Source organism: Caballeronia glebae (genome assembly GCF_001545035.1).
GTDB lineage: Bacteria > Pseudomonadota > Gammaproteobacteria > Burkholderiales > Burkholderiaceae > Caballeronia > Caballeronia glebae.
Genome location: NZ_FCOJ02000038.1, coordinates 18,696 through 36,815, shown reverse-complemented (window position 1 = coordinate 36,815; position 18,120 = coordinate 18,696). Strand labels below are relative to the sequence as shown.

Annotated in this window: 21 protein-coding genes; 11 read left to right on the top strand and 10 right to left on the bottom strand. The window is 60.1% G+C overall.

Translation table 11 applies throughout. The features are described 5' to 3' along the window. Positions 1-119 precede the first annotated feature (119 nt). Positions 120-515, top strand: a complete 396-nt coding sequence (locus AWB82_RS23555) for a hypothetical protein (protein WP_086971568.1) — start codon at positions 120-122, stop codon at positions 513-515. A 1-nt stretch (position 516) separates the two neighbouring features. Here the strand turns inward: AWB82_RS23555 and AWB82_RS23550 are convergent, their stop codons facing one another. Next, positions 517-1,434, bottom strand: coding sequence for a LysR substrate-binding domain-containing protein (locus AWB82_RS23550; protein WP_086971501.1), 918 nt, complete (start codon positions 1,432-1,434; stop codon positions 517-519). 120 nt (positions 1,435-1,554) lie between these two features. Between AWB82_RS23550 and AWB82_RS23545 the strand changes: the two genes are divergently transcribed. Next, entirely contained in the window at positions 1,555-2,868 is a 1,314-nt protein-coding gene (locus AWB82_RS23545) for an MFS transporter (RefSeq protein WP_086971500.1), read from the top strand. 77 nt (positions 2,869-2,945) lie between these two features. Here AWB82_RS23545 and AWB82_RS23540 read toward each other — a convergent pair whose 3' ends face one another. Continuing rightward, positions 2,946-3,638 carry a GntR family transcriptional regulator gene (locus AWB82_RS23540; protein WP_086971498.1) on the bottom strand — a complete coding sequence of 231 codons (693 nt, stop codon included), beginning with the start codon at positions 3,636-3,638 and terminating at the stop codon, positions 2,946-2,948. Between the two features lie 222 nt (positions 3,639-3,860). Between AWB82_RS23540 and AWB82_RS23535 the strand changes: the two genes are divergently transcribed. From AWB82_RS23535 to AWB82_RS23515, 5 genes are all read left to right on the top strand, one after another. After that, positions 3,861-5,405, top strand: a complete 1,545-nt coding sequence (locus AWB82_RS23535) for a Rieske 2Fe-2S domain-containing protein (protein ID WP_086971497.1) — start codon at positions 3,861-3,863, stop codon at positions 5,403-5,405. Positions 5,406-5,470: 65 nt separating this feature from the next. After that, positions 5,471-6,469 carry a PDR/VanB family oxidoreductase gene (locus tag AWB82_RS23530; protein ID WP_086971495.1) on the top strand — a complete coding sequence of 333 codons (999 nt, stop codon included), beginning with the start codon at positions 5,471-5,473 and terminating at the stop codon, positions 6,467-6,469. Positions 6,470-6,766: 297 nt separating this feature from the next. Then, the gene (locus AWB82_RS23525; RefSeq protein ID WP_086971493.1) at positions 6,767-8,572 is read left to right on the top strand and encodes an alpha/beta fold hydrolase; all 1,806 of its coding nucleotides are present in this window, start codon (positions 6,767-6,769) and stop codon (positions 8,570-8,572) included. A gap of 183 nt (positions 8,573-8,755) precedes the next feature. Next, positions 8,756-9,181 carry an organic hydroperoxide resistance protein gene (locus AWB82_RS23520; RefSeq protein WP_035501996.1) on the top strand — a complete coding sequence of 142 codons (426 nt, stop codon included), beginning with the start codon at positions 8,756-8,758 and terminating at the stop codon, positions 9,179-9,181. A gap of 267 nt (positions 9,182-9,448) precedes the next feature. Next, entirely contained in the window at positions 9,449-9,850 is a 402-nt protein-coding gene (locus AWB82_RS23515) for a VOC family protein (RefSeq protein ID WP_235023411.1), read from the top strand. A gap of 66 nt (positions 9,851-9,916) precedes the next feature. Here AWB82_RS23515 and AWB82_RS23510 read toward each other — a convergent pair whose 3' ends face one another. Next, entirely contained in the window at positions 9,917-10,414 is a 498-nt protein-coding gene (locus tag AWB82_RS23510; RefSeq protein ID WP_086971491.1) for an H-NS family nucleoid-associated regulatory protein, read from the bottom strand. A 413-nt stretch (positions 10,415-10,827) separates the two neighbouring features. Here AWB82_RS23510 and AWB82_RS38050 point away from each other — a divergent pair, with 413 nt between their 5' ends. After that, positions 10,828-10,968 (top strand): hypothetical protein, encoded by a 141-nt coding sequence (locus AWB82_RS38050; protein WP_200818194.1) that lies wholly within the window; start codon positions 10,828-10,830, stop codon positions 10,966-10,968. On the opposite strand, the gene AWB82_RS36810 is transcribed toward AWB82_RS38050, so the two are convergent. From AWB82_RS36810 to AWB82_RS23495, 4 genes are read right to left on the bottom strand one after another with little or no spacing between them, the layout of a single operon-like run. After that, entirely contained in the window at positions 10,928-11,110 is a 183-nt protein-coding gene (locus tag AWB82_RS36810; protein WP_235023410.1) for a helix-turn-helix domain-containing protein, read from the bottom strand. The genes AWB82_RS38050 and AWB82_RS36810 overlap by 41 nt on opposite strands. A gap of 46 nt (positions 11,111-11,156) precedes the next feature. Continuing rightward, a complete protein-coding gene (uraH, locus tag AWB82_RS23505; RefSeq protein WP_086971489.1) occupies positions 11,157-11,495 on the bottom strand; it encodes a hydroxyisourate hydrolase in 339 nt (112 codons plus the stop codon). A gap of 39 nt (positions 11,496-11,534) precedes the next feature. Next, positions 11,535-12,050 (bottom strand): hydroxyisourate hydrolase, encoded by a 516-nt coding sequence (locus AWB82_RS23500; protein WP_086971487.1) that lies wholly within the window; start codon positions 12,048-12,050, stop codon positions 11,535-11,537. 1 nt (position 12,051) lies between these two features. Then, complete coding sequence (locus AWB82_RS23495; protein ID WP_086971485.1) at positions 12,052-13,392, bottom strand: MFS transporter; 1,341 nt, start codon at positions 13,390-13,392, stop codon at positions 12,052-12,054. Positions 13,393-13,680: 288 nt separating this feature from the next. Between AWB82_RS23495 and AWB82_RS23490 the strand changes: the two genes are divergently transcribed. Next, entirely contained in the window at positions 13,681-14,628 is a 948-nt protein-coding gene (locus AWB82_RS23490; protein WP_086971484.1) for a LysR family transcriptional regulator, read from the top strand. A 110-nt stretch (positions 14,629-14,738) separates the two neighbouring features. Continuing rightward, positions 14,739-15,263, top strand: a complete 525-nt coding sequence (gene uraD, locus AWB82_RS23485) for a 2-oxo-4-hydroxy-4-carboxy-5-ureidoimidazoline decarboxylase (protein WP_086971482.1) — start codon at positions 14,739-14,741, stop codon at positions 15,261-15,263. 10 nt (positions 15,264-15,273) lie between these two features. On the opposite strand, the gene AWB82_RS23480 is transcribed toward uraD, so the two are convergent. Together AWB82_RS23480 and hpaC are read right to left on the bottom strand one after the other, a co-directional pair. After that, a complete protein-coding gene (locus tag AWB82_RS23480; protein ID WP_235023409.1) occupies positions 15,274-15,699 on the bottom strand; it encodes a YybH family protein in 426 nt (141 codons plus the stop codon). Between the two features lie 204 nt (positions 15,700-15,903). Next, entirely contained in the window at positions 15,904-16,440 is a 537-nt protein-coding gene (gene hpaC / locus AWB82_RS23475; protein ID WP_086971480.1) for a 4-hydroxyphenylacetate 3-monooxygenase, reductase component, read from the bottom strand. Between the two features lie 291 nt (positions 16,441-16,731). Here hpaC and AWB82_RS23470 point away from each other — a divergent pair, with 291 nt between their 5' ends. Continuing rightward, on the top strand, positions 16,732-17,364 hold the full coding sequence (locus tag AWB82_RS23470) for a response regulator transcription factor (RefSeq protein WP_086971479.1): 633 nt from the start codon (positions 16,732-16,734) through the stop codon (positions 17,362-17,364). A gap of 8 nt (positions 17,365-17,372) precedes the next feature. Here the strand turns inward: AWB82_RS23470 and AWB82_RS23465 are convergent, their stop codons facing one another. Beyond that, positions 17,373-18,116, bottom strand: a complete 744-nt coding sequence (locus AWB82_RS23465) for an SDR family NAD(P)-dependent oxidoreductase (RefSeq protein WP_086971477.1) — start codon at positions 18,114-18,116, stop codon at positions 17,373-17,375. Between the last annotated feature and the right edge of the window lie 4 nt (positions 18,117-18,120).

Sequence of the window (18,120 nt, the reverse complement as noted above, 5' to 3'; positions counted from 1 at the left end):
GCGTCGCGCATATTCCTGGCGTGGCAGGTGATTGCAGGAAACGGGGCGCCGTCTTCGTTATTCGAATGACGGTGAAATGTCAAACTCATACGATCCGCGCAACCATGCGGGAGGAAAACGTGGAAACGGAACTCAGTCAACGGCTCGCGAAAGTGTTATGGCGGTGCGCATCGCACGGACAGGTGCTGCCCTATCAGCGCTTTCATGCGCTATGCGACAAGGCAGTGCCGCTGCCCCAGCGTTATGCCGCCCTCGAATCCGCGATCAAGACACTCGGGGACCTGGGCGACATCGACTACGGGGTGCTCATGGCGCTCGACAGCGGTTTGCCCGGCGCCGAATTTTTCCAGCGTTATCTGCGTCATCGACATGGTGAATACGTGACGCAGATGGGCGATCCGAAATATCAACGACAGACGCTTGCACGCAAGCGCACGCTCGTCGCGCGCGAACGCGATCGCGTGTACGCCCATGCACGCATGATGGAGGAAGAGCGGGCGAAACAGGCGGCGTGATTCAGCCGCGCGGTTCGACTTCGGTTATGTCGTCGAGTCCGGCCTTCGCCAGCACCCAGTCACAGAAACATTTCACTTTTTCGACATTGCGTTCATTCACGCGATAGGAGAGAAAGTGGGTCTCCCTTTCGAGCGGCGCGAACGCACCCGCGCCCAACTCGACCAGATCGCCGCGCGCGAGTTCGCGCTCGGCGAGGCGCGTCGTTTCCAGCGCGACGCCCATGCCATCCACAGCCGCCGATATCGCGAGCGCCGCACGGTCGAACGAAGGGCGCGGCCCGCGCGGCATTTCGAGTCCGTTGAGCGCGAACCAGCCGGGCCATGTCACGCGGCTCAATTGCGAGTCGATCAGCGTCATCCTGCCGATCTGCACCGATGCCGGCACACCTTCCTGCAACAACGATGGCGAGCACATCGGGATGATGTGCTCCGTGCCTAGCGCGCGCGAGACGACGCCGGGGCGATCGTGCGCGTATCCATATGAAATGGCGACATCGACTTCGCGCGCGCGGGCGAGATCGGCGGGCTCCGCGTCCGACGACAGACGGATCGTCACGTTCGGATGTGCCTGCATGAATTCGGGCAGACGCGGCCCGAGCCATTTCACGGCGAAACTCGGCGCGCAGTGAACCGCGAGCACTTGCGCGAGCGGATCGAGCGTGACCTCGGCGCATGCGGCTTCGATAACATCGAACACACGTCCAATACTTTCGTGCAGGCGACGGCCTTCGGATGTCGTCTCCACGCGCCGGTTGCGTCGATGAAAAAGCGGCCTGCCAAAATACTGTTCCAGTTCCTTGACCTGGTGACTGATCGCGGATTGCGTGAGATGAAGCTCGCTTGCGGCAAGGGTGAAGCTCTCCAGACGCGCGGCCGCTTCGAAAGCGCGAAGGAGTACGAAGTTCGGAATACGCCTCATGGAAACACCTTATGCATGAGCGCCTGTCATGGTTCGATGAACAGGCATCGTTTGTCTTTCTCGTCTGGGATGGTGAACATGTGATCGATCAAGACGCACAACATAACCAGGAGACAGAGCATGAGTTCCCACAGTCCGGTTGCGTATCTGGCGGGCGATGAATCGTCCATGTATGCGAAGGTGACATGGCGTCTGCTGCCATTTCTCTTCGTGTGTTATCTCTGCGCGTATCTCGACCGTATCAACGTGAGCTTCGCGAAGCTGCAGATGCTCAGCGACCTGCGTTTCAGCGAAACCGTGTATGGAGCGGGCGCGGGCGTGTTCTTTATCGGCTATCTCCTGTTTGAAGTGCCGAGCAATCTCATCTTGCTGCGTGTGGGCGCGCGGCGCTGGATTGCGCGCATCATGGTGACATGGGGCGTGATCTCCGCAACGATGATGTTCGTCACCACGCCGACGAGTTTCTACGTCATGCGCTTCATGCTCGGCGTGGCCGAGGCGGGCTTCATCCCCGCGATTCTGCTCTATCTCACGTACTGGTTTCCCGCGTCGCGCAGAAGTAAAGTCACCGCGCTCTTCATGACGGGCATTCCGATGTCCGGCGTCGTCGGCGGTCCGCTGTCCGGCTGGATCATGACGCATATGGGCGGCGCTCACGGCATTGCGGGATGGCAATGGCTCTTCCTGCTCGAAGGCATTCCGACGGCGATCCTGGGCGTGATTGCATACTTCTATCTCGACGACAAGGTTGCCGATGCGAAGTGGCTCAGCGACTCGCAAAAGACCCTGCTCGAAGCCAATCTGCGCGACGAAAAGCCCGCGCATGCGCTGCATTCCGTGAAAGACGGATTGCTGCATCCGAAGGTTCTGCTGCTCTGCGTGACTTACTTCTTCTTCACGATGGGACTCTACGGCGTGAGCTTCTGGCTGCCGACGCTGGTGAAGGCGAGCGGCGTGACCGATCCGCTCGATATCGGCCTGCTCTCGGCGATTCCGTATGCCGCGGGCGCCATCGCGATGCTCGCGGTCGGTCATAGCTCGGACAAGCGCGGCGAGCGACGCTGGCATCTGGCGGGAGCGGGTTTGGTTGGCGCGATCGGCCTGTATCTCAGCGTGCTCTACGCGCACTCCACGTTCTTCGGCATGATTGGCCTCACGCTCGCGACGATGGGCGTCGTCACGACCATCTCGCAGTTCTGGGTCCTGCCGCCCGCGATTCTCAGCGGCGGCGCGGCGGCCGCGGGCCTCGCGCTCGCGAATTCCGTCGGTAGCATCTCGGGCGTCGTGAGCCCTTGGCTCATCGGCGTGATCCAGACGCATTCGGGCTCGACGGGCAACGGCGTGCTGGGCCTCGCGGTGAGTTGCGTGATCGGCAGCCTGCTCGTTTTCACGGTGCCCGCCGCGCTCGTGAACAACCGCCGTCGCAACGACTGACGAACGCGCATCGAGCGCAACGGCCACTCGAAAGAGAGGTCGTTGCCGTTGCTGCCAGCCGAAGCTCGAATCCGAGATCACGTGGCTTCCGATTGCCGTTCGCGTTGCTCGCTCAGCACGAGGCCGAGCCGTTCGACGAGGTTCTTGCGCGCGTTCGCCGTATGCAGATCGGTGAGCTCGGCGGCGCGCTGACCGTCGCGTTCGGCGATAGCCGCCGCTATCGCAGCGTGTTCGTCCCAGATCGATTTGCGTTGTCCCGATGCCTGCAGCACGGCACCCATCACGCGGCGCAGATGGACCCAGTGCATCTGCGCGCTCTCGGCGATCAGCGGATTGCCCGATGCCGTATAGATCGCGTTGTGGAAGGCCATGTCGGCATCGATCATCGCCTTGACGTCGTCGCTCTTCGAGGCACGCCTGCCGTTGGCGATGATCGCTTTGTCAATCTTCGCGCCACGTTGGGCGGCGAGACGTGCGGCGAGCGAATCCAGCGCGCCGCGAACCTCATAGAGGTGGCTGATCCACGCAGGATCGAGCGGGGTAACGAGCAAGCCGCGTCCGGGCGCATCGACGACGAGGCCGTCCTTCTTGAGAAGACGCAGCGCCTGCAAAACGGGCGAGCGCGAGACCGCGAGTTGCTCGGCGATTTCTTCCTGCGTAATGCGGGTGCCAGGGGCGAGCGAGCCGGAGCTGATGGCGTCGAGCAGCACCTTGTAGACCTCGTCCACGTAGTCGGTGCGGGCCTGGAGCTTGAGAAGTTTGGCGGGCATGATTTCGGCCGTAATTTCTGGATACAGAATACGGCAAGGGTACAGCGCACCGGCGCCACGCGTCAACGCACAGTCATTCGTGCCTGCTCACGTTCAGGTTTACCCATAGAGACAAGGCCATTACTCGACGTTAATCTTTGTATACAGAGTTCGGAGTTCAGAAGGCGGAATTCAGGTCTCAGGCGTCGATCCATTCAACCCCACTCGAAAGCAGGATTTCCCATGACCATCAAATCGGACAAGCTGGAAGGGCAAAAGAGCAGCGGTGGCGCAGCCACGACAGTCAAGAAGCTCGTGCCTTACGGGGGCTACTACGTGAACAAGGTGCCGGGACACGACCCGGAACTGACGGAAACGGGACCAGGCACGCCGATGGGTGAATACATGCGCGCCTTCTGGCATCCGGTCTGCATGTCGATCGAACTGACCGACACGCCGCGCTTTCTGAAGATCCTCAACGAAGAACTGGTGGCGTTTCGCGACGGCAGCGGGCGCGTGGGCGTGCTGCATGCGCATTGCGCGCATCGCGGCGCATCGCTCGAATACGGCGCGGTTCAGGAGCGCGGCATCATGTGCTGCTATCACGGCATGGTCTTCGACGTGGACGGCGCGTGCCTGCACGTGCCGTTTCCGAAGGGCGAAGAGCAAGAGGCCGAAAAGTACGCATGTTCCATTCGTCAGGGTGCGTATAAAGCGGTCGAGCGTCACGGCCTCGTATTCGCCTACATGGGACCGCCCGAAAACGAGCCGCCGTTTCCGGAATGGGAAGGCGACTACACCGTGATGCCGGGCGACGAACTCGTGCCCTACAGCAACTTCCAGCATTGCAACTGGTTGCAGGTACAGGACAACGCCGCCGATAACTTCCATCCGACCGCATTGCATGCCGCGAAGAATGTGGTGAAAGGGCAATTCCAGGGCACGACGTTCGATGAAGTCGGCGCAGCGTCGATGGAAGTCGCGCCGGACATGCATTTTCAGCCGGTTCAGCAAGGCCGAAGCCTCGCGTGCGCGGGTGCGCGCCGCGTGAATAAAGATCGCCTGTTCGTGCGCGTTCAGCATCAGGTGCTGCCGAATCTAAGCCTGCATGCCTATACATCGGAAGATGGTTCGAAGAAAAAGCTCTTTAGCCGCTTCCATATCATTCGCTGGACGGTTCCCGTCGACGACGAGAACAGCAAGATGATCGGCTGGCGCGTGATGGGACCCGGCATCGACACGCGCGGCATCGGCAAGAAAGAACTGGTGGGTTACGAGTCGATCGACTTTCTCGACGGTCAGGTCGCGATGCGTCGTCCCGAGCGCTTCGGCGACTACACGATAGAAGACATCGTGCCGATTCCGCCGAATCATCGCGAGCGCGCGAATTACAAGCAGGCGCAATACGCGCCCGGCGACTATGAGGCGATCATCAGCCAGCGGCCGATCGCGGTGCATTCGCTGGAAAATCCGACGAAATTCGACGCTGGCGTGTTCCTGTTCCGCAAGATGCTGCGCGACGCATTGCGCGGTTCGAATCCGGCCGCGTCGGCACATAACTTCGCGGAATGGTTTCGGGAGAACGCTGGCGCGCCGAATAGCTTCTGCGCGGGCAACGTGTTCGAGATTCCGGAAGGCGAAACTGTCGAGGAAGAAGTGGTGCGACGTCGCAAGGTGACGAAACAGATCGTCGCCATTCTCGCGCAAAGCGAAAAGCTGAAGGGCGATGCACGTGACGCATTCGTGCGCGAACGCTTCGAGGAACTCGAGCACGCGATGAAGCAATAAGGCGGCCGACGCGAGGGCGCATCGCGCTCTCGCGAGGCCGGATCATCGATTCGAGGAAATCGACCATGTCCACACAACCCATCTCGACCGAGGCGCAGAAGCAGACTTTGAATCTGCTCGTGCGTCAGGTCCGCTTCGAAGGCCGGGGCATCAATTCATACGAACTCGTCGATCCCGACGGTGCGCCATTGCCGCCTTTCACGGCGGGCGCGCATATCGACATTTATCTCGCGGGCGGCGTCGTGCGGCAGTATTCGATCAGCAATGCGCCGCGCGAGCGACACCGCTATGTGATAGCCGTATTGCGCGATGAGCGCGGGCGCGGTGGCTCGAAGGCGCTTCACGAGCAATTGCGCGTGCAGGACATCGTGCGCGTAAGCCGGCCGCGCAATAACTTTCATCTCGTCGACGGCGCGCGCCGCGTGTTGCTGATCGCGGGCGGCATCGGCGTCACGCCTTTGAAAGCGATGGCGCATGAACTCGACGACGCAGGCATCGATTACGAAATGCATTACTGCGCGAAAGATGCACGCAGCGCCGCGTTCGCCGACGAGTTCGAACACATGCTCGCAAGCGGACGTCTGCATTTTCATTTCGATGGCGGCGACCCTTCTGCGGGTCTCGATATCCGTGACTTGCTGAACGCGCCCGGTGAAGGCGAGCACGTCTATTACTGCGGTCCGGGCGGCTTCATGAACGCGTGCGCGGAAGCGGCGCGGCACTGGCCGACCGGCACGGTGCACTTCGAGCATTTCAAGGCGCCGGAGCGCAGCGCCGGCGAGCAGGCCGCCAACGATGCCAACGACAGCTTCATCGTGCGCATCGCGAGCACGGGACAGGAAATCGAAGTCACGAAGGAAGAGAGCATCGCCGATGCGCTGGCGGGAGCGGGCGTGACGATGGAAACATCGTGCTGCGCGGGCCTGTGCGGTACGTGCAAGGTGCGCTATCTGGAAGGCGAGGTCGAGCACAACGACTGCATCATGAGCGACGAAGAAAAGGCTCAATATCTGACCGCATGCGTCTCGCGTGCGACGAGCAAGCTACTTGTACTGGATCTCTGATTCGGGAATCGATCTTCCTTATTTGCATATAGGCAGGCGAGGCAACTCGTCTGTCTGATTTCTTTCAAGCCTTCCATGAAGAAATGAGCGGTGGATAACACAGGCTATGCGTTATGCGCCAATAGATAGCTCGTTAGCACCTATTCGCCCGTGCGAGCCGTGTTACGAAGAGGACGCTTAATATAATCGTCTCAATGCCTCGCGATCCCGTATTCGACGGGACGTTGACGGCCAGGCATCGCAAGACGAGACTAAAAGTTATCGGTCCTTGCGCGCCAAAGAGAGGACGAGATCGAAATGAGACCGGTTGTATTCGGGAACCGCTTCGGATGGCTGCACCCGGGAAGCGGCACGCGCGGCGTGGTGCTCTGCAACACGTATGGGCATGAATACGTGTGGACTTACGGCGGCATGCGCCATCTCGCCGATGCGTTGTCTGCGCGCGGCATCTGGGTGCTGCGTTTCGACTATCGAGGCACGGGTGATTCGGCCGGCGCCGATCTCGCACCCGATCAATTCGAATCATCTGTCGACGACGTCGGTGCGGCTATCGACTGGCTCAAGACATCGACAGGCATAGAGCATGTCACGTTATGCGGCTTTAGAGTGGGCGCCGCGTTCGCACTCGCGGCGGCACTGCGCCAACCTGTGGACGAGCTCGTATTGCTCGCGCCCGTTGCAAGCGGCCGCGTGTATCTGCGTGAGCTCGGCATCGTGCGCAAGACATGGCTCGAACTGCTTGCACCGCCTTTGCGCGAGAAGCAGCAAGACGATGCGCGGCTCAATGTACTGGGCCAGGTTTATAGCGATGAATTCAAGGAATCGCTGCGGGCGATCGATCTCGTTGCAAGCGTGAAAGGTGCTTCAACTGTGCCCGCACGCCGCGCATTGATCATGAACGTGAAGGCGGGTGGCACGGATCCATTGTGCGACGCACTCGTCGAGAAGGGCGTTGAAGGAGAGACGCGTCCGTTTGAAGATCTGACAGGCTTCCTTCAGGAAACCGCGTTCAACGCAGTGCCGCGCGCCGCGTTCGCCGCGGTCGTGGAGTGGATTGCGGGCAGCGCTTCATCGACTCCGAAAGCCGCATCCACATGCGATGTCGATGACTGGTCCGCGTTAAAGATCCACACGCCCGAAGCGACCGAACTTCCGGTATGCATCGGCGACGAAAAGCTTTTCGGCATTCTATGCGAGCCGCGCACGGGCGCTGCCCGAGGTCCGGTGTTCCTGATCGCGAATACGTCGGCGAGCGCGCGCGTCGGCGACAGCAGGTTATCAGTACGCATTGCACGCGAGCTTGCGCGGCGCGGCATCGCATCGCTGCGTTTCGATGCACGCGGCCGAGGCGACAGTCCGGCGGCACCGGGCGAAGTGCAATCCGATACGGCGTTCGGCCGCATCTATAACCAGATCGCAACCGATGACACCGCAGCCGCCGCACGCTGGCTCGCGCGACAGGGCTATAAGTCGATCTTCGCATTCGGCGTCTGCTCGGGCGCATATCATGCGCTGAAGGCGGCGGTCGCCGAGCACGCGATCAATGGCGTCATCACGGTGAATCTGCCGACATTCAAAAGGCCGGCCGACGTCGCGCCCGATGGCTTGCGTCAATCGACGCGCAATTCCATGGCAGGTTATGCGTTTTCGATGCTCGATCCGCAGAAATGGAAAGCTATTCTGCGCGGCGAAAAGCAGTTGATGCGTGTATTGCGTTTCGTGCTCGGTTATATGGCGACGCGTGCGCGTTCACGTATCGTCGATGTATTGAGGCTCGATCGCCTGAGCGGAATGCCGCCCGAACTGGCGACGGAGCCCGGGCCGATCATTCGCGCGCTCGATGCCAAAGGCGTGAAGACGGTGCTCGTCTACGGCGCATACGATGCGGGCATGGATCTGATCGCCGCGCATTTCGGCAAGCAGGGCGCGCGTCTGTCGCGCTATCCATCCGTGCGAATGGCAATCTTTTCCGACCTCGATCACGCGCTCTTCATGACGACCGGTTCGGCACACGTGGTCGCGCTGTGCGAACGCATCGCGAAGGAAACCACTTCGCGCGTTGCCGATCCGGTCTTTCCAGGCAGAGAACCTGTCGTGTCGTGATCGAAGTGAGTGCGCTTCGCCCCGTCGCTCATGCGTCAGCACGCTCGCCGTGTCTTGAGTATCCTTCGATATTGGAACGCGCCCCATGCGGGGCGGTGTCCCATCGCGAATCCATGTCAGCGGACTTTCTCCGGCGCTTTCGCGCTGCGAGAGCCGCTCAACACAATGCACAGGAGTCTGACGATGTCGATTGAAAAGGTTCTATACCGTGCGCATGCTCATGTCACGGGCGGCCGCGACGGCCGCGCCACCGTGCCGGAAAGCAATCTGGATCTAAGGCTGACAACCCCGAAAGAACTTGGAGGCGGCGGCGGAGATGGCACCAATCCCGAGCAACTCTTCGCCGCAGGTTATAGCGCATGCTTCATTGGCGCGATCAAGTTCGTGGCCGCTCGCGACAAGATCACGCTGCCGAAAGATGTCGCAGTCGACGGCAGCGTGGGCATTGGTCAAATCCCGAACGGTTTCGGCATCGAAGTCGAATTGAAGATCTCGCTGCCGGGCATGGATCGCAGCGAGGCACAGGCGCTGGTCGACAAAGCGCATATCGTGTGTCCGTATTCGAATGCAACGCGCAATAACATCGACGTCAAATTGACGCTCGCATAAGCGTGTCGAACATTCGAGCGTTCCCTTCTTATGGGCGCTCGAATGTCGCTCACCACGTTTCGCGCATCACTATAAGGCGCGCTTCGGTCATGTCCTGGATTGCATAGCGAATGCCTTCGCGGCCTATTTCCGAATCCTTCACGCCGCCGTAAGGCATGTTGTCGACGCACGCGCTGACGAGCACCGACCGTGTAATGGGATAGCATGCCAGCGGAATCGAACGAGGCGTGAAACCACGCTTTTTATGTCCGACATGTGGAGGAAACGATGCTGACATCTGGAATCGATCACGTAGGTCTCACCGTGCGCAATCTCGACGCAACACGGGACTTCTTCGTTCAATGTCTCGGCTGGCAGATCGTGGGCGAGCGCTCCGAGTATCCGGCCGTGTTCGTATCGGACGGAAAGCTGCTGGTTACGTTATGGCAGGTAAAGGACGAATCGGCGCCAATAGCATTCGACCGGCGCAAGAATATCGGGCTTCATCATCTCGCCTTTCGCGCAGCGGATGAAGCCGCACTCGCGACGATTCTCGAGCGGGTGTCGACATGGCCCGGGGTGACGGTGGAATTCGTGCCGGAACTGCTAGGCACCGGTCCGAAACGCCATATGATGATTTATGAGCCGGGTGGCATACGGATCGAATTCGATTTCGATCCGCGCATTTAGATTGAAACGGAACCGCAAAAAGAATGGCGGAGTCGTGAACGAACTCCGCCATATGTAGATTCATTGTCAGGCGATCAGAAACGGTGTCCGGTCTTCGACGGATATGAGCCATGCAGGTGCGCGGCCGCGACCGCTCCACGTTGCACCGCTTACCGGATCGCGATAAAGCGCGGGTTGAGGACCGCGCGGTTGTCCCTTTCCTTTGCGCTTGACCGCGGCGCGCGTCTTTTCTTTAGCCTTGGTCCCTTGCGTGCTTGCGCCAACTGCGAACTTGCTACGATCTTTTGCACTGGCGATCCAGCCCGGCGCACGTCCGCGGCCGCTCCAGGTCGCACCGGTTTTGGGATCCTGATAGGCGACCGTGCCCGGCTTTTTTGCAGCGCTCGAACCGCGTGTCTTCTTGCCTGAACCGGAATAGTGTTCGATGTCCGAGATGGTCAATCCATGGCTCGACATCAAATGGTGAATCTTTTGCAGCGCACTTTCAGATTCTTTGGCGATGAGCGCATCGGCTTTCGCTTGAAGTGCTTCGATACGTGACTGAATACTTTCCAGCGTTGACATGACTTACCTCTAATAGATTGTCGTTTGCACTATGCCATGCACATTCGCAATGCGCTAGAGGGGATTCGTGTAAATACGTTGCAAATAAGATTCTAGAAAATCTCTATAAAACGGTAAGTGGTGGGGCGCACATTTCGAATTCAGATTCATCCGGTCCAAACCGGAAATAGAAACTTGCTTTTGACAACTTTGTTTCAGCGCCCGCGCATTCTTTCTTCCGCGAGCATGCCGGCTATCTCCGGTCCCAAACTCGTTGCGGTGTGTGCGAATGCCGGCGCGATGGACGCAATCGGCGAGCTGAGGCTGTCGGCGCTCACGCCGCGTCGCTGAATTCACGAAACGAGAGCGCTCACGGACAAGTGCTGCGGGGAAAACGGAAGATGCTTTCGCTTGTCTACGCGGGAGCTTGGGGCGTGGATAACATCGATCGCGTCATGCCGGACGCGGAGCGCGTGGGCGCGCTTACTAAAGCTCTGGCGTTCGAGATGGAAGAAGCATTGCCGCTTCGTTTGGCTACAGCGCACGAACGATTGCCGGCTGGATGCGCACCGTGACACTCGACCGAACATTGCGCACTTTCTGCGCCGCGGCGGTGAAGCTGCCCGTTTCCGCCACGGCGCAGAAGCTTTTCAAGCGTCGCAATGCCACCGATCTAGCCCTTCGATCATGACGGGCGACGAAGCACCACAGTTTCATTCCCGTCGATGATAAAAGGCGTGTGGAGCGATTCCGTATTTTCGGTTCAACTTCCCCGATAAGTGCCGAAACTCCACGGCGAGCAGAGCAGCGGCACATGATAGTGCTGCGCGGCATCGGCGAGCGTGAAGCGTACCGGAACGACATCGGCGAACACATCGGGCGTCTTGAAGTAATCGGCCACCCAGAAACGCAATTCGAAACTGCCCGCGCGCGCTTGCGTGGCTGGCAGGATAGGCGAGTCGGTGCGTCCGTCGCGATTGGTGCGCGTGCGTGCGAGCAGCGTGGGCGGCTGAGTGCCGATATCGAACAGTTCGATCTGCATCCCGGCGGCGGGCTTGCCGAGCGCGACGTCAAGTACATGCGTGGTGATGCCTGCGGCCATGATGTTGTCTCCTGATCTCGCGTTTCGTTTGTTTCCGGCTCAACTGCCGCGGTAGTAGTTATAGCTCCACGGTCCGAACAGCACAGGTAGATGAATGCGCTGGTTGGCGTCGGTAATGCGAAAGCGCAGCGGGATCTTCGAAAGGAACATCGGCTGCGGCAGATCCGCCTTGCGCGCAGCGAAGTATTCGTCCGCATGCAGCAACAACTCATAGGTCCCCGCGCGATACGTCTCGCCGATCAAGAGCGGCGGCTCGCTGCGACCGCTCGCTGCAAGCGTGATCGTCTGCAGGAGCTTCGAACGTCCATCTTCGATTGCGAACAGATCGACGCGCATGCCCGCCGCAGGCGTCCCGTGCCACGTGTCGAGTCCATGCATCGTGAGGCGCGGGCTCAGGCCCTCCTGTTGCACTGGGCCCGTCGTCTGGTTCGGGGCCGGCGCATCGGCGGATAGCGCTGCTTTCGCCATCAGCATGCTGCCGCCGAGCGCCACGGATTGCAGGGCAAAGCGACGGCGACTCACGTCGAAAGCCGAAGAGGTGTTTTTGTCGCGCATGTCAGACCTCCTGTTTGTTGCCGAGCTTGCGGATGCCGACGATCACGAGCACCGCGGCCAGAACTTCGATCACCGCCACGAGATACAGGCCGGTCGTCACTTTGCCCGTCGCGTTCTTGATGAGTCCCATGACATAGGGCGCGCCGAAGCCAGCGAGATTGGAAACGGAGTTGATGAGCGCCACGCCGATTGCCGCTGCACTGCCCGCGAGATAGCGGTTGGGCAACTGCCAGAACACGGGAATCGCGCTCATGGTGCCGACGAGCGATGCAGTCATGGCCAGCAGCGCGATAACTGGCGAGATCTTGTCCAAACCCATCAGCACCGCGAGCGCGACCATGGATACGCCACCGACGATTGCCGCGCCGCTGAAGTGCCAGCGCACTTCGTTGTTACGGTCCGAGTGCGCACCGTTGATGATCATGCCCGCCGCACCGCACAAATAAGCGACCGCCGCGATCCAGCCGACCGCCATCGGCGTGCTCACGCCCATATCTTTGATAACCGTGGGAATCCAGAAGGTAAGCGTTGAATTCGCGCACAGCAGGCAGAAGAAGATCGCGATCAGCAACCACACCTTGCGGTTCCTGAAGAGCGAGCGCCAGTCGTGACCACGTTCGCCCATCGCGACATTGTCGCGTTGCAATGCGTCGAGCACGACGCGCTTTTCATCGTCGGAGAGCCAGCGCGCCTGCTCGGGTTTGTCGGTCATGTAGAAGTATGCGAACACGCCGGCGAGCACAGACGGAATGCCTTCGATCACGAAAAGCCACTGCCATCCATGCATGCCGTGCACGCCGCCCATCGACGTCATGATCCAGCCTGCCAGAGGACCACCGAGCACGCCCGCGATTGCGGAAGCCGACATGAACGTGCCGAAGGCGCGAGCTCGCCGCTGGGACGGGTACCAGTACGTGAGATAGAGAATGACGCCGGGATAAAAGCCCGCTTCGAACGCGCCGAGCAGAAAGCGCAGGACATAGAACTGCGTGGGCGTGGTGACATGCGTTTGCAACATGCAGATGATGCCCCAGCAAATCGTGATACGCATGATCGTCTTTTTCGCGCCGATCTTCTGCAGCAGCATGTTCGACGGTACTTCGAACAGGAAGTAGCCAATGAAGAAAATGCCCGCGCCGAGACCGTATACCGCTTCGCTGAAATGCAGCGAGTCCAGCATCTGCAGCTTGGCGAAGCCGATATTCACGCGATCGAGCCATGCGAGCACCCACAGCACGCCGAGAAACGGCAACAAGCGCCATGAGACTTTGCGATAGACGCTTGCTTCGGCGCTTTCGGCCTCGCTCGCGAAGACCGGCATCTCCTGTTTGATGAGCGACATGGTTTCTCCTTTCCAGTCGGTTTGCTTCGCGCGGACACGGCCGTGCGTTCGGTTGGAAGCAAGTATAGAAACGGCCGGAAAATCGGGAACGGGGGACGGGCCAATAAGCCCCATAGCAACACGTATATGGGTTTCGAAGCCTTGTGTGATGCGGCTTTGCGCGTTTTCTTCGCGCGCTTTTCACGACCTATGGATTACCCTAGCGAGCCTTGCATGAAGCGGTTCCTGCGATCCCGGCTGGCAAAATAGCGGCGCAGCCACGTGAACAATAGAGACACGGAACTCATCATGAATCGCACCGACGATCCATTCGATACCTATCTGCTGCGCGTGCTATGTACGTTGATCGGCGAGCGCAGCGTGTCGCGTACGGCGATTCGTATGAACCAGTCTCAGCCGGCTATCAGCTCGGCGCTCAAGCGGCTGCGCGCCATCTTCAACGACCCCTTGCTCACGCGCGAAAAGAACGTGATGGTGCCGACCGAGCGCGCGATCCAGCTTGCGCAGAGTGCCCAGGCCGCATTGAGTGCGCTCGATAACCTGCTCGTATCCGATGACCATTTCGACCCCGCGACAACCGAGCAAAGCTTTACCGTGGGAATGCCCGACTATCTGGCGCCGCCTTTCTTTGCGCATGTCGTGCGCGAATTCACGCGTGCCGCGCCCCATGCGCGCCTCGTCGCGGTGCCGCTCTCGGCTTCGTTCAACTACGAACAGGGGCTCTCCGAAGGCTCGCCGGATATCGTGATCGGCAACTGGCCCAATCCGCCCGAGCATCTGCACTTGTCCGTGTTGCTGGAGGACGAGGTCGTGTGCGTCGTCGCGCGGGATAGCGTGTACGCGCAATCAGGCAAGTTCGATGCCCAGGACTATCTGAGTGCTTCGCATATCGTGCCCACGCCGTATTCGCGCGATCAGCGCGGCGTCGTCGATACGGGGCTCAGCACCATGCGCGTGCATCGCGATAACCGCGTGAGTTGCCCGTACTTCAATCTCGCACCGAGCCTGATTCCAGGCACCGATCTGATTCTCACGACGGGCAGGCACTTCGCGAACTATCACGCGCAGCATCTTCCGCTCGCCGTGCTCGAAGCGCCGATCGAATTTCCGTTCATGCGCTTCTATCAGTTGTGGCACCCGTCGCGGCATCGCTCGGCATCGCACGTCTGGCTGCGCGGCATGCTGACGGCGGCCGCTCAGGAATTGCGCTCGCTGCGCGACATGTATCGCACTTAGCGCTATCGCATTCTGTTATGCGGTCAATAAGATCGGCTGTCTCGCCGCCCGGTCGCGCGGTTCCTATACTCGGCACGAATCGTCATCGACACGCTATAGGAGAGCCGTTCATGTCACAGTCGATCAATCTGGAGCCGGTCAACTCGCTGGATCACACAGCTTTCGTCGGTGCGTTTGCAAGCGTGTTCGAGCATTTTCCGCAAGCGGCGGAGGGCGCGTGGAGCGTGCGGCCGTTCGCTTCCGCCTCCGCTTTGCATGACGCGATGATGGATGTTATCCGCAATCTGGACAACAAACGCCAGCGCGCGTTTCTGAACCTTCATCCGCTCTTATCCGGCGCGAACATTCGTTCGGGAACGATGACGGCGGATTCGGATGCCGAGCAAAAGAGCGCCGGGCTGGATGCCATGTCGATCGATCAGGAGGCATCGCTCGATCGTCTTAATGCGGCTTATCTGGAGCGGCATGGCTTTCCGTTCATCATCTGCGTGCGGCACTACACGCGCGAAGGCATTTTCAGCGCGCTGGAACGTCGCATCGGACGCAGTACGCAGCAGGAACTCGACGAGGCGCTCGCGCAGATCGCGGCGATCACGCGGGCGCGTCTGAATGCGCGTATTTGCGCGCTGAATTGAGGGAACAAGGTCATTGCGCCGCGTTCCAGGTGTGCGCGGTCGTGCGCCACTTGCCGTCCGCGCCTTTGACCATAACCTTGAGCAACACGCCCTTATAGGGCGTTTTCTTGCCGTCTTTTTCCGCCACGGCGGTCCAGTTCGCGGTTTCGTACATCACGTTACCAACGTGCCTGGCGCTAACGACGTCGATCGTGTGATCGTGTACGCCCGCATCGAAATAACTTTTGAATAGCTTCTCGATCTCGGCGCGGCCCTGAATGGTCTTTCCATTGCCGGGCGATACGACGGCCTTCTCGTCGTACAGAGCAATGAGCCCGGGCACGTCCCCCTTGTTGAACGCCGCGTTCCAAGTGGCGTTCGCGTCGTCGACTGCCTTGTCATGCTGCGCGAAGGCCGGTTGCGACGCGGCGAGCGCGAACAGCACGCACGCACGCACTCAATTGCCTTGAATATTTGTTCATCACGTATCTCCAAGTGGCGAATATTCAGACCTGGGCGATGCATGACCGCGTGCGAGTGATGCAAAACAAGAGCGCCGTTTGTCGGGGCCATGATTCGATTTATTTCTCGCCCGTCTGCGCGTCGAGTATAGATAACGGGCCTTGCTGTAATCAATTAACGCACAGACGGTAATGACACGTCACGGCGCGGTGCACACGCGCGGCACGCGATGAAAGTTGCGATCGAAATAAATCAGGCTGTCGCCATCGTCGCGCACGCGGATCGCGGTGGTTTCAACGAACATGACCGAGTGCGATCCCACGTCCTTCGCCTCGACGATGGTCCCTTGCAGGCTCGCGAGCGCGTCGCGCAACACCGGCACGCCGTTCGAGCCTTCGTCCCACACGGGTAGTGAAAAGCGCTCTTCCATCGACAATTGCGTAAGTCCGGCGAAGTGCCGGGCGATCTGTTCGAGATGACCCGGCAACACGTTCACGCATACATTGCGGTTGTTCACGAATGCGGCATGCATCGCGCTCGAACGGTTGATGCAGACGAGCAGCGTCGGCGGTGCGTCCGTAACCGAGCACACCGCGCTCGCGGTAATTCCGCAGCGACCATGTATTCCTGTCGTCGTGATGACGTTCACCGCAGCGCCTAGATGAGCCATTGCCTGGCGAAACAGCTTGCGGACCTGATCGATGTCGAAAAGGTCGGGACGGGGCAGCGCGGACATGGGAGCGTCTCCTGTTCGTTTCATGTTCAGGTTGTGTATAGCAAATGGCGGATCAAGCGTACGCGTTGAACCGCACAAAGAACATCGGCACGATCAGCCAGCTTGCCCGGCGCTGTTACCGAGCGCACTAAAGCTTTTACCTATCACTAGTAATCGAAGTAAAGAAAGGACTTTCGCGGTGGTTTTCGGCTGGTTATTATTGGCGCAACAAAAAAGCGAGACCCTGCGATGAGACAGCCGAGTTCCCAGGCGCGCACGGTCGTTGAAGCACGTATCGAAAGAGCAATTCCAATGAATACTTCCGTTCCTTTAATCTATATCGTCGACGATGACGACGGCATGCGCACCTCGCTTGCGTGGCTGCTCGATTCGGTCGGTGTGAAGTCGGAGGGATTCGCTAACGCTGCCGATTTTCTGCGTGCGTTCGATGTGAGCCGCGCCGCGTGCCTCGTGCTCGACGTGCGCATGCCGGAGTCGAGCGGCTTCGACGTGCAGGCCGAACTGAATCGCCGTGGCGTGAACTTGCCGATCATCTTCGTGAGCGGTCACGGCGATATCCCGATGTCCGTTCGCGCGCTTCAGCATGGCGCGATCGACTTCGTCGAAAAGCCCTATAACTCCCAGCAAATGCTCGATCGCGTGCAACGTGCAATGAAGCTCGCGACGCAGCGTCACGCGAAACATGAGCGGCAACGCGAATTGCGCGAGCGGGTCGAATCGCTGACCGCGCGTGAGAAGGAAGTCTTGCGCGGCGTGATCGAGGGCAAGGCGAGCAAGCGCATCGCAGCCGATCTGTCTATCAGCGTCAAGACTGTCGACGTGCATCGCGCGAGCATCAAGGACAAGCTCGGCGCGACGTCCATCGCGACGCTCGTGCGCGACGTGCTCGAAGTATGGAGCCCGCCCGGCGACGAACGAGCCTGACTCGCAGGCTAACGCATGTACAGGCCGCCGTTTACGTCCCAGCATGCGCCATTGGCGAAATACGCATCGGGCGACGCGAGCAGCACGGCGACATCGGCGATGTAATCAGCCGAGCCCAAACGCCCCACGGGAATGCCCGCGATCACCTTGTCGAGCTTGTCGGCGGGCACGCTCTCATGCACGATCGGAAGATCGAGCGGGCCGGGCGAGATCGCGTTGACGGTCACGCCGTGCGCGGCGAGATCGCGCGCGAATACCTTGGTCAAGGTTATCGCACCGCCCTTTGCGGCCGCGTAATGCGCGCCGGTGGCCGAGCCGCCGTTCTGTCCCGCGAGCGATGTGATATTGACGATACGCCCGGCGCCGCGATCCGCGAAGTAGCGGCCAAATATCTGGCAGCCGAAGAGCACGCTGCGCAGATTGATATCGATAACCTGATCGAATTGCTCGGCGCTGATTTCCATCACGGGGACGACTTTGGATGCGCCCGCGTTGTTGACGAGCACATCGATACGACCCCAGCGTTCATGCACGGCATCGCGCGCGTGTTCGAAGTCCGTCTTCGACGTGACATCCAGCTTGATAGCTAGTGCGCTGCGCTGGTCCGCACTCAACTCGCGTGCGAGTGCTTGCGTTGCTTCGGTTGCGATATCGGCCAGCGCCACCTTGTAGCCGGCGGCATGAAAGCGGCGCGCGAGCACGGCGCCGAGGCCGCGCGCGGCGCCCGTCACGAGCGCGATTCTGTTCGACATATCT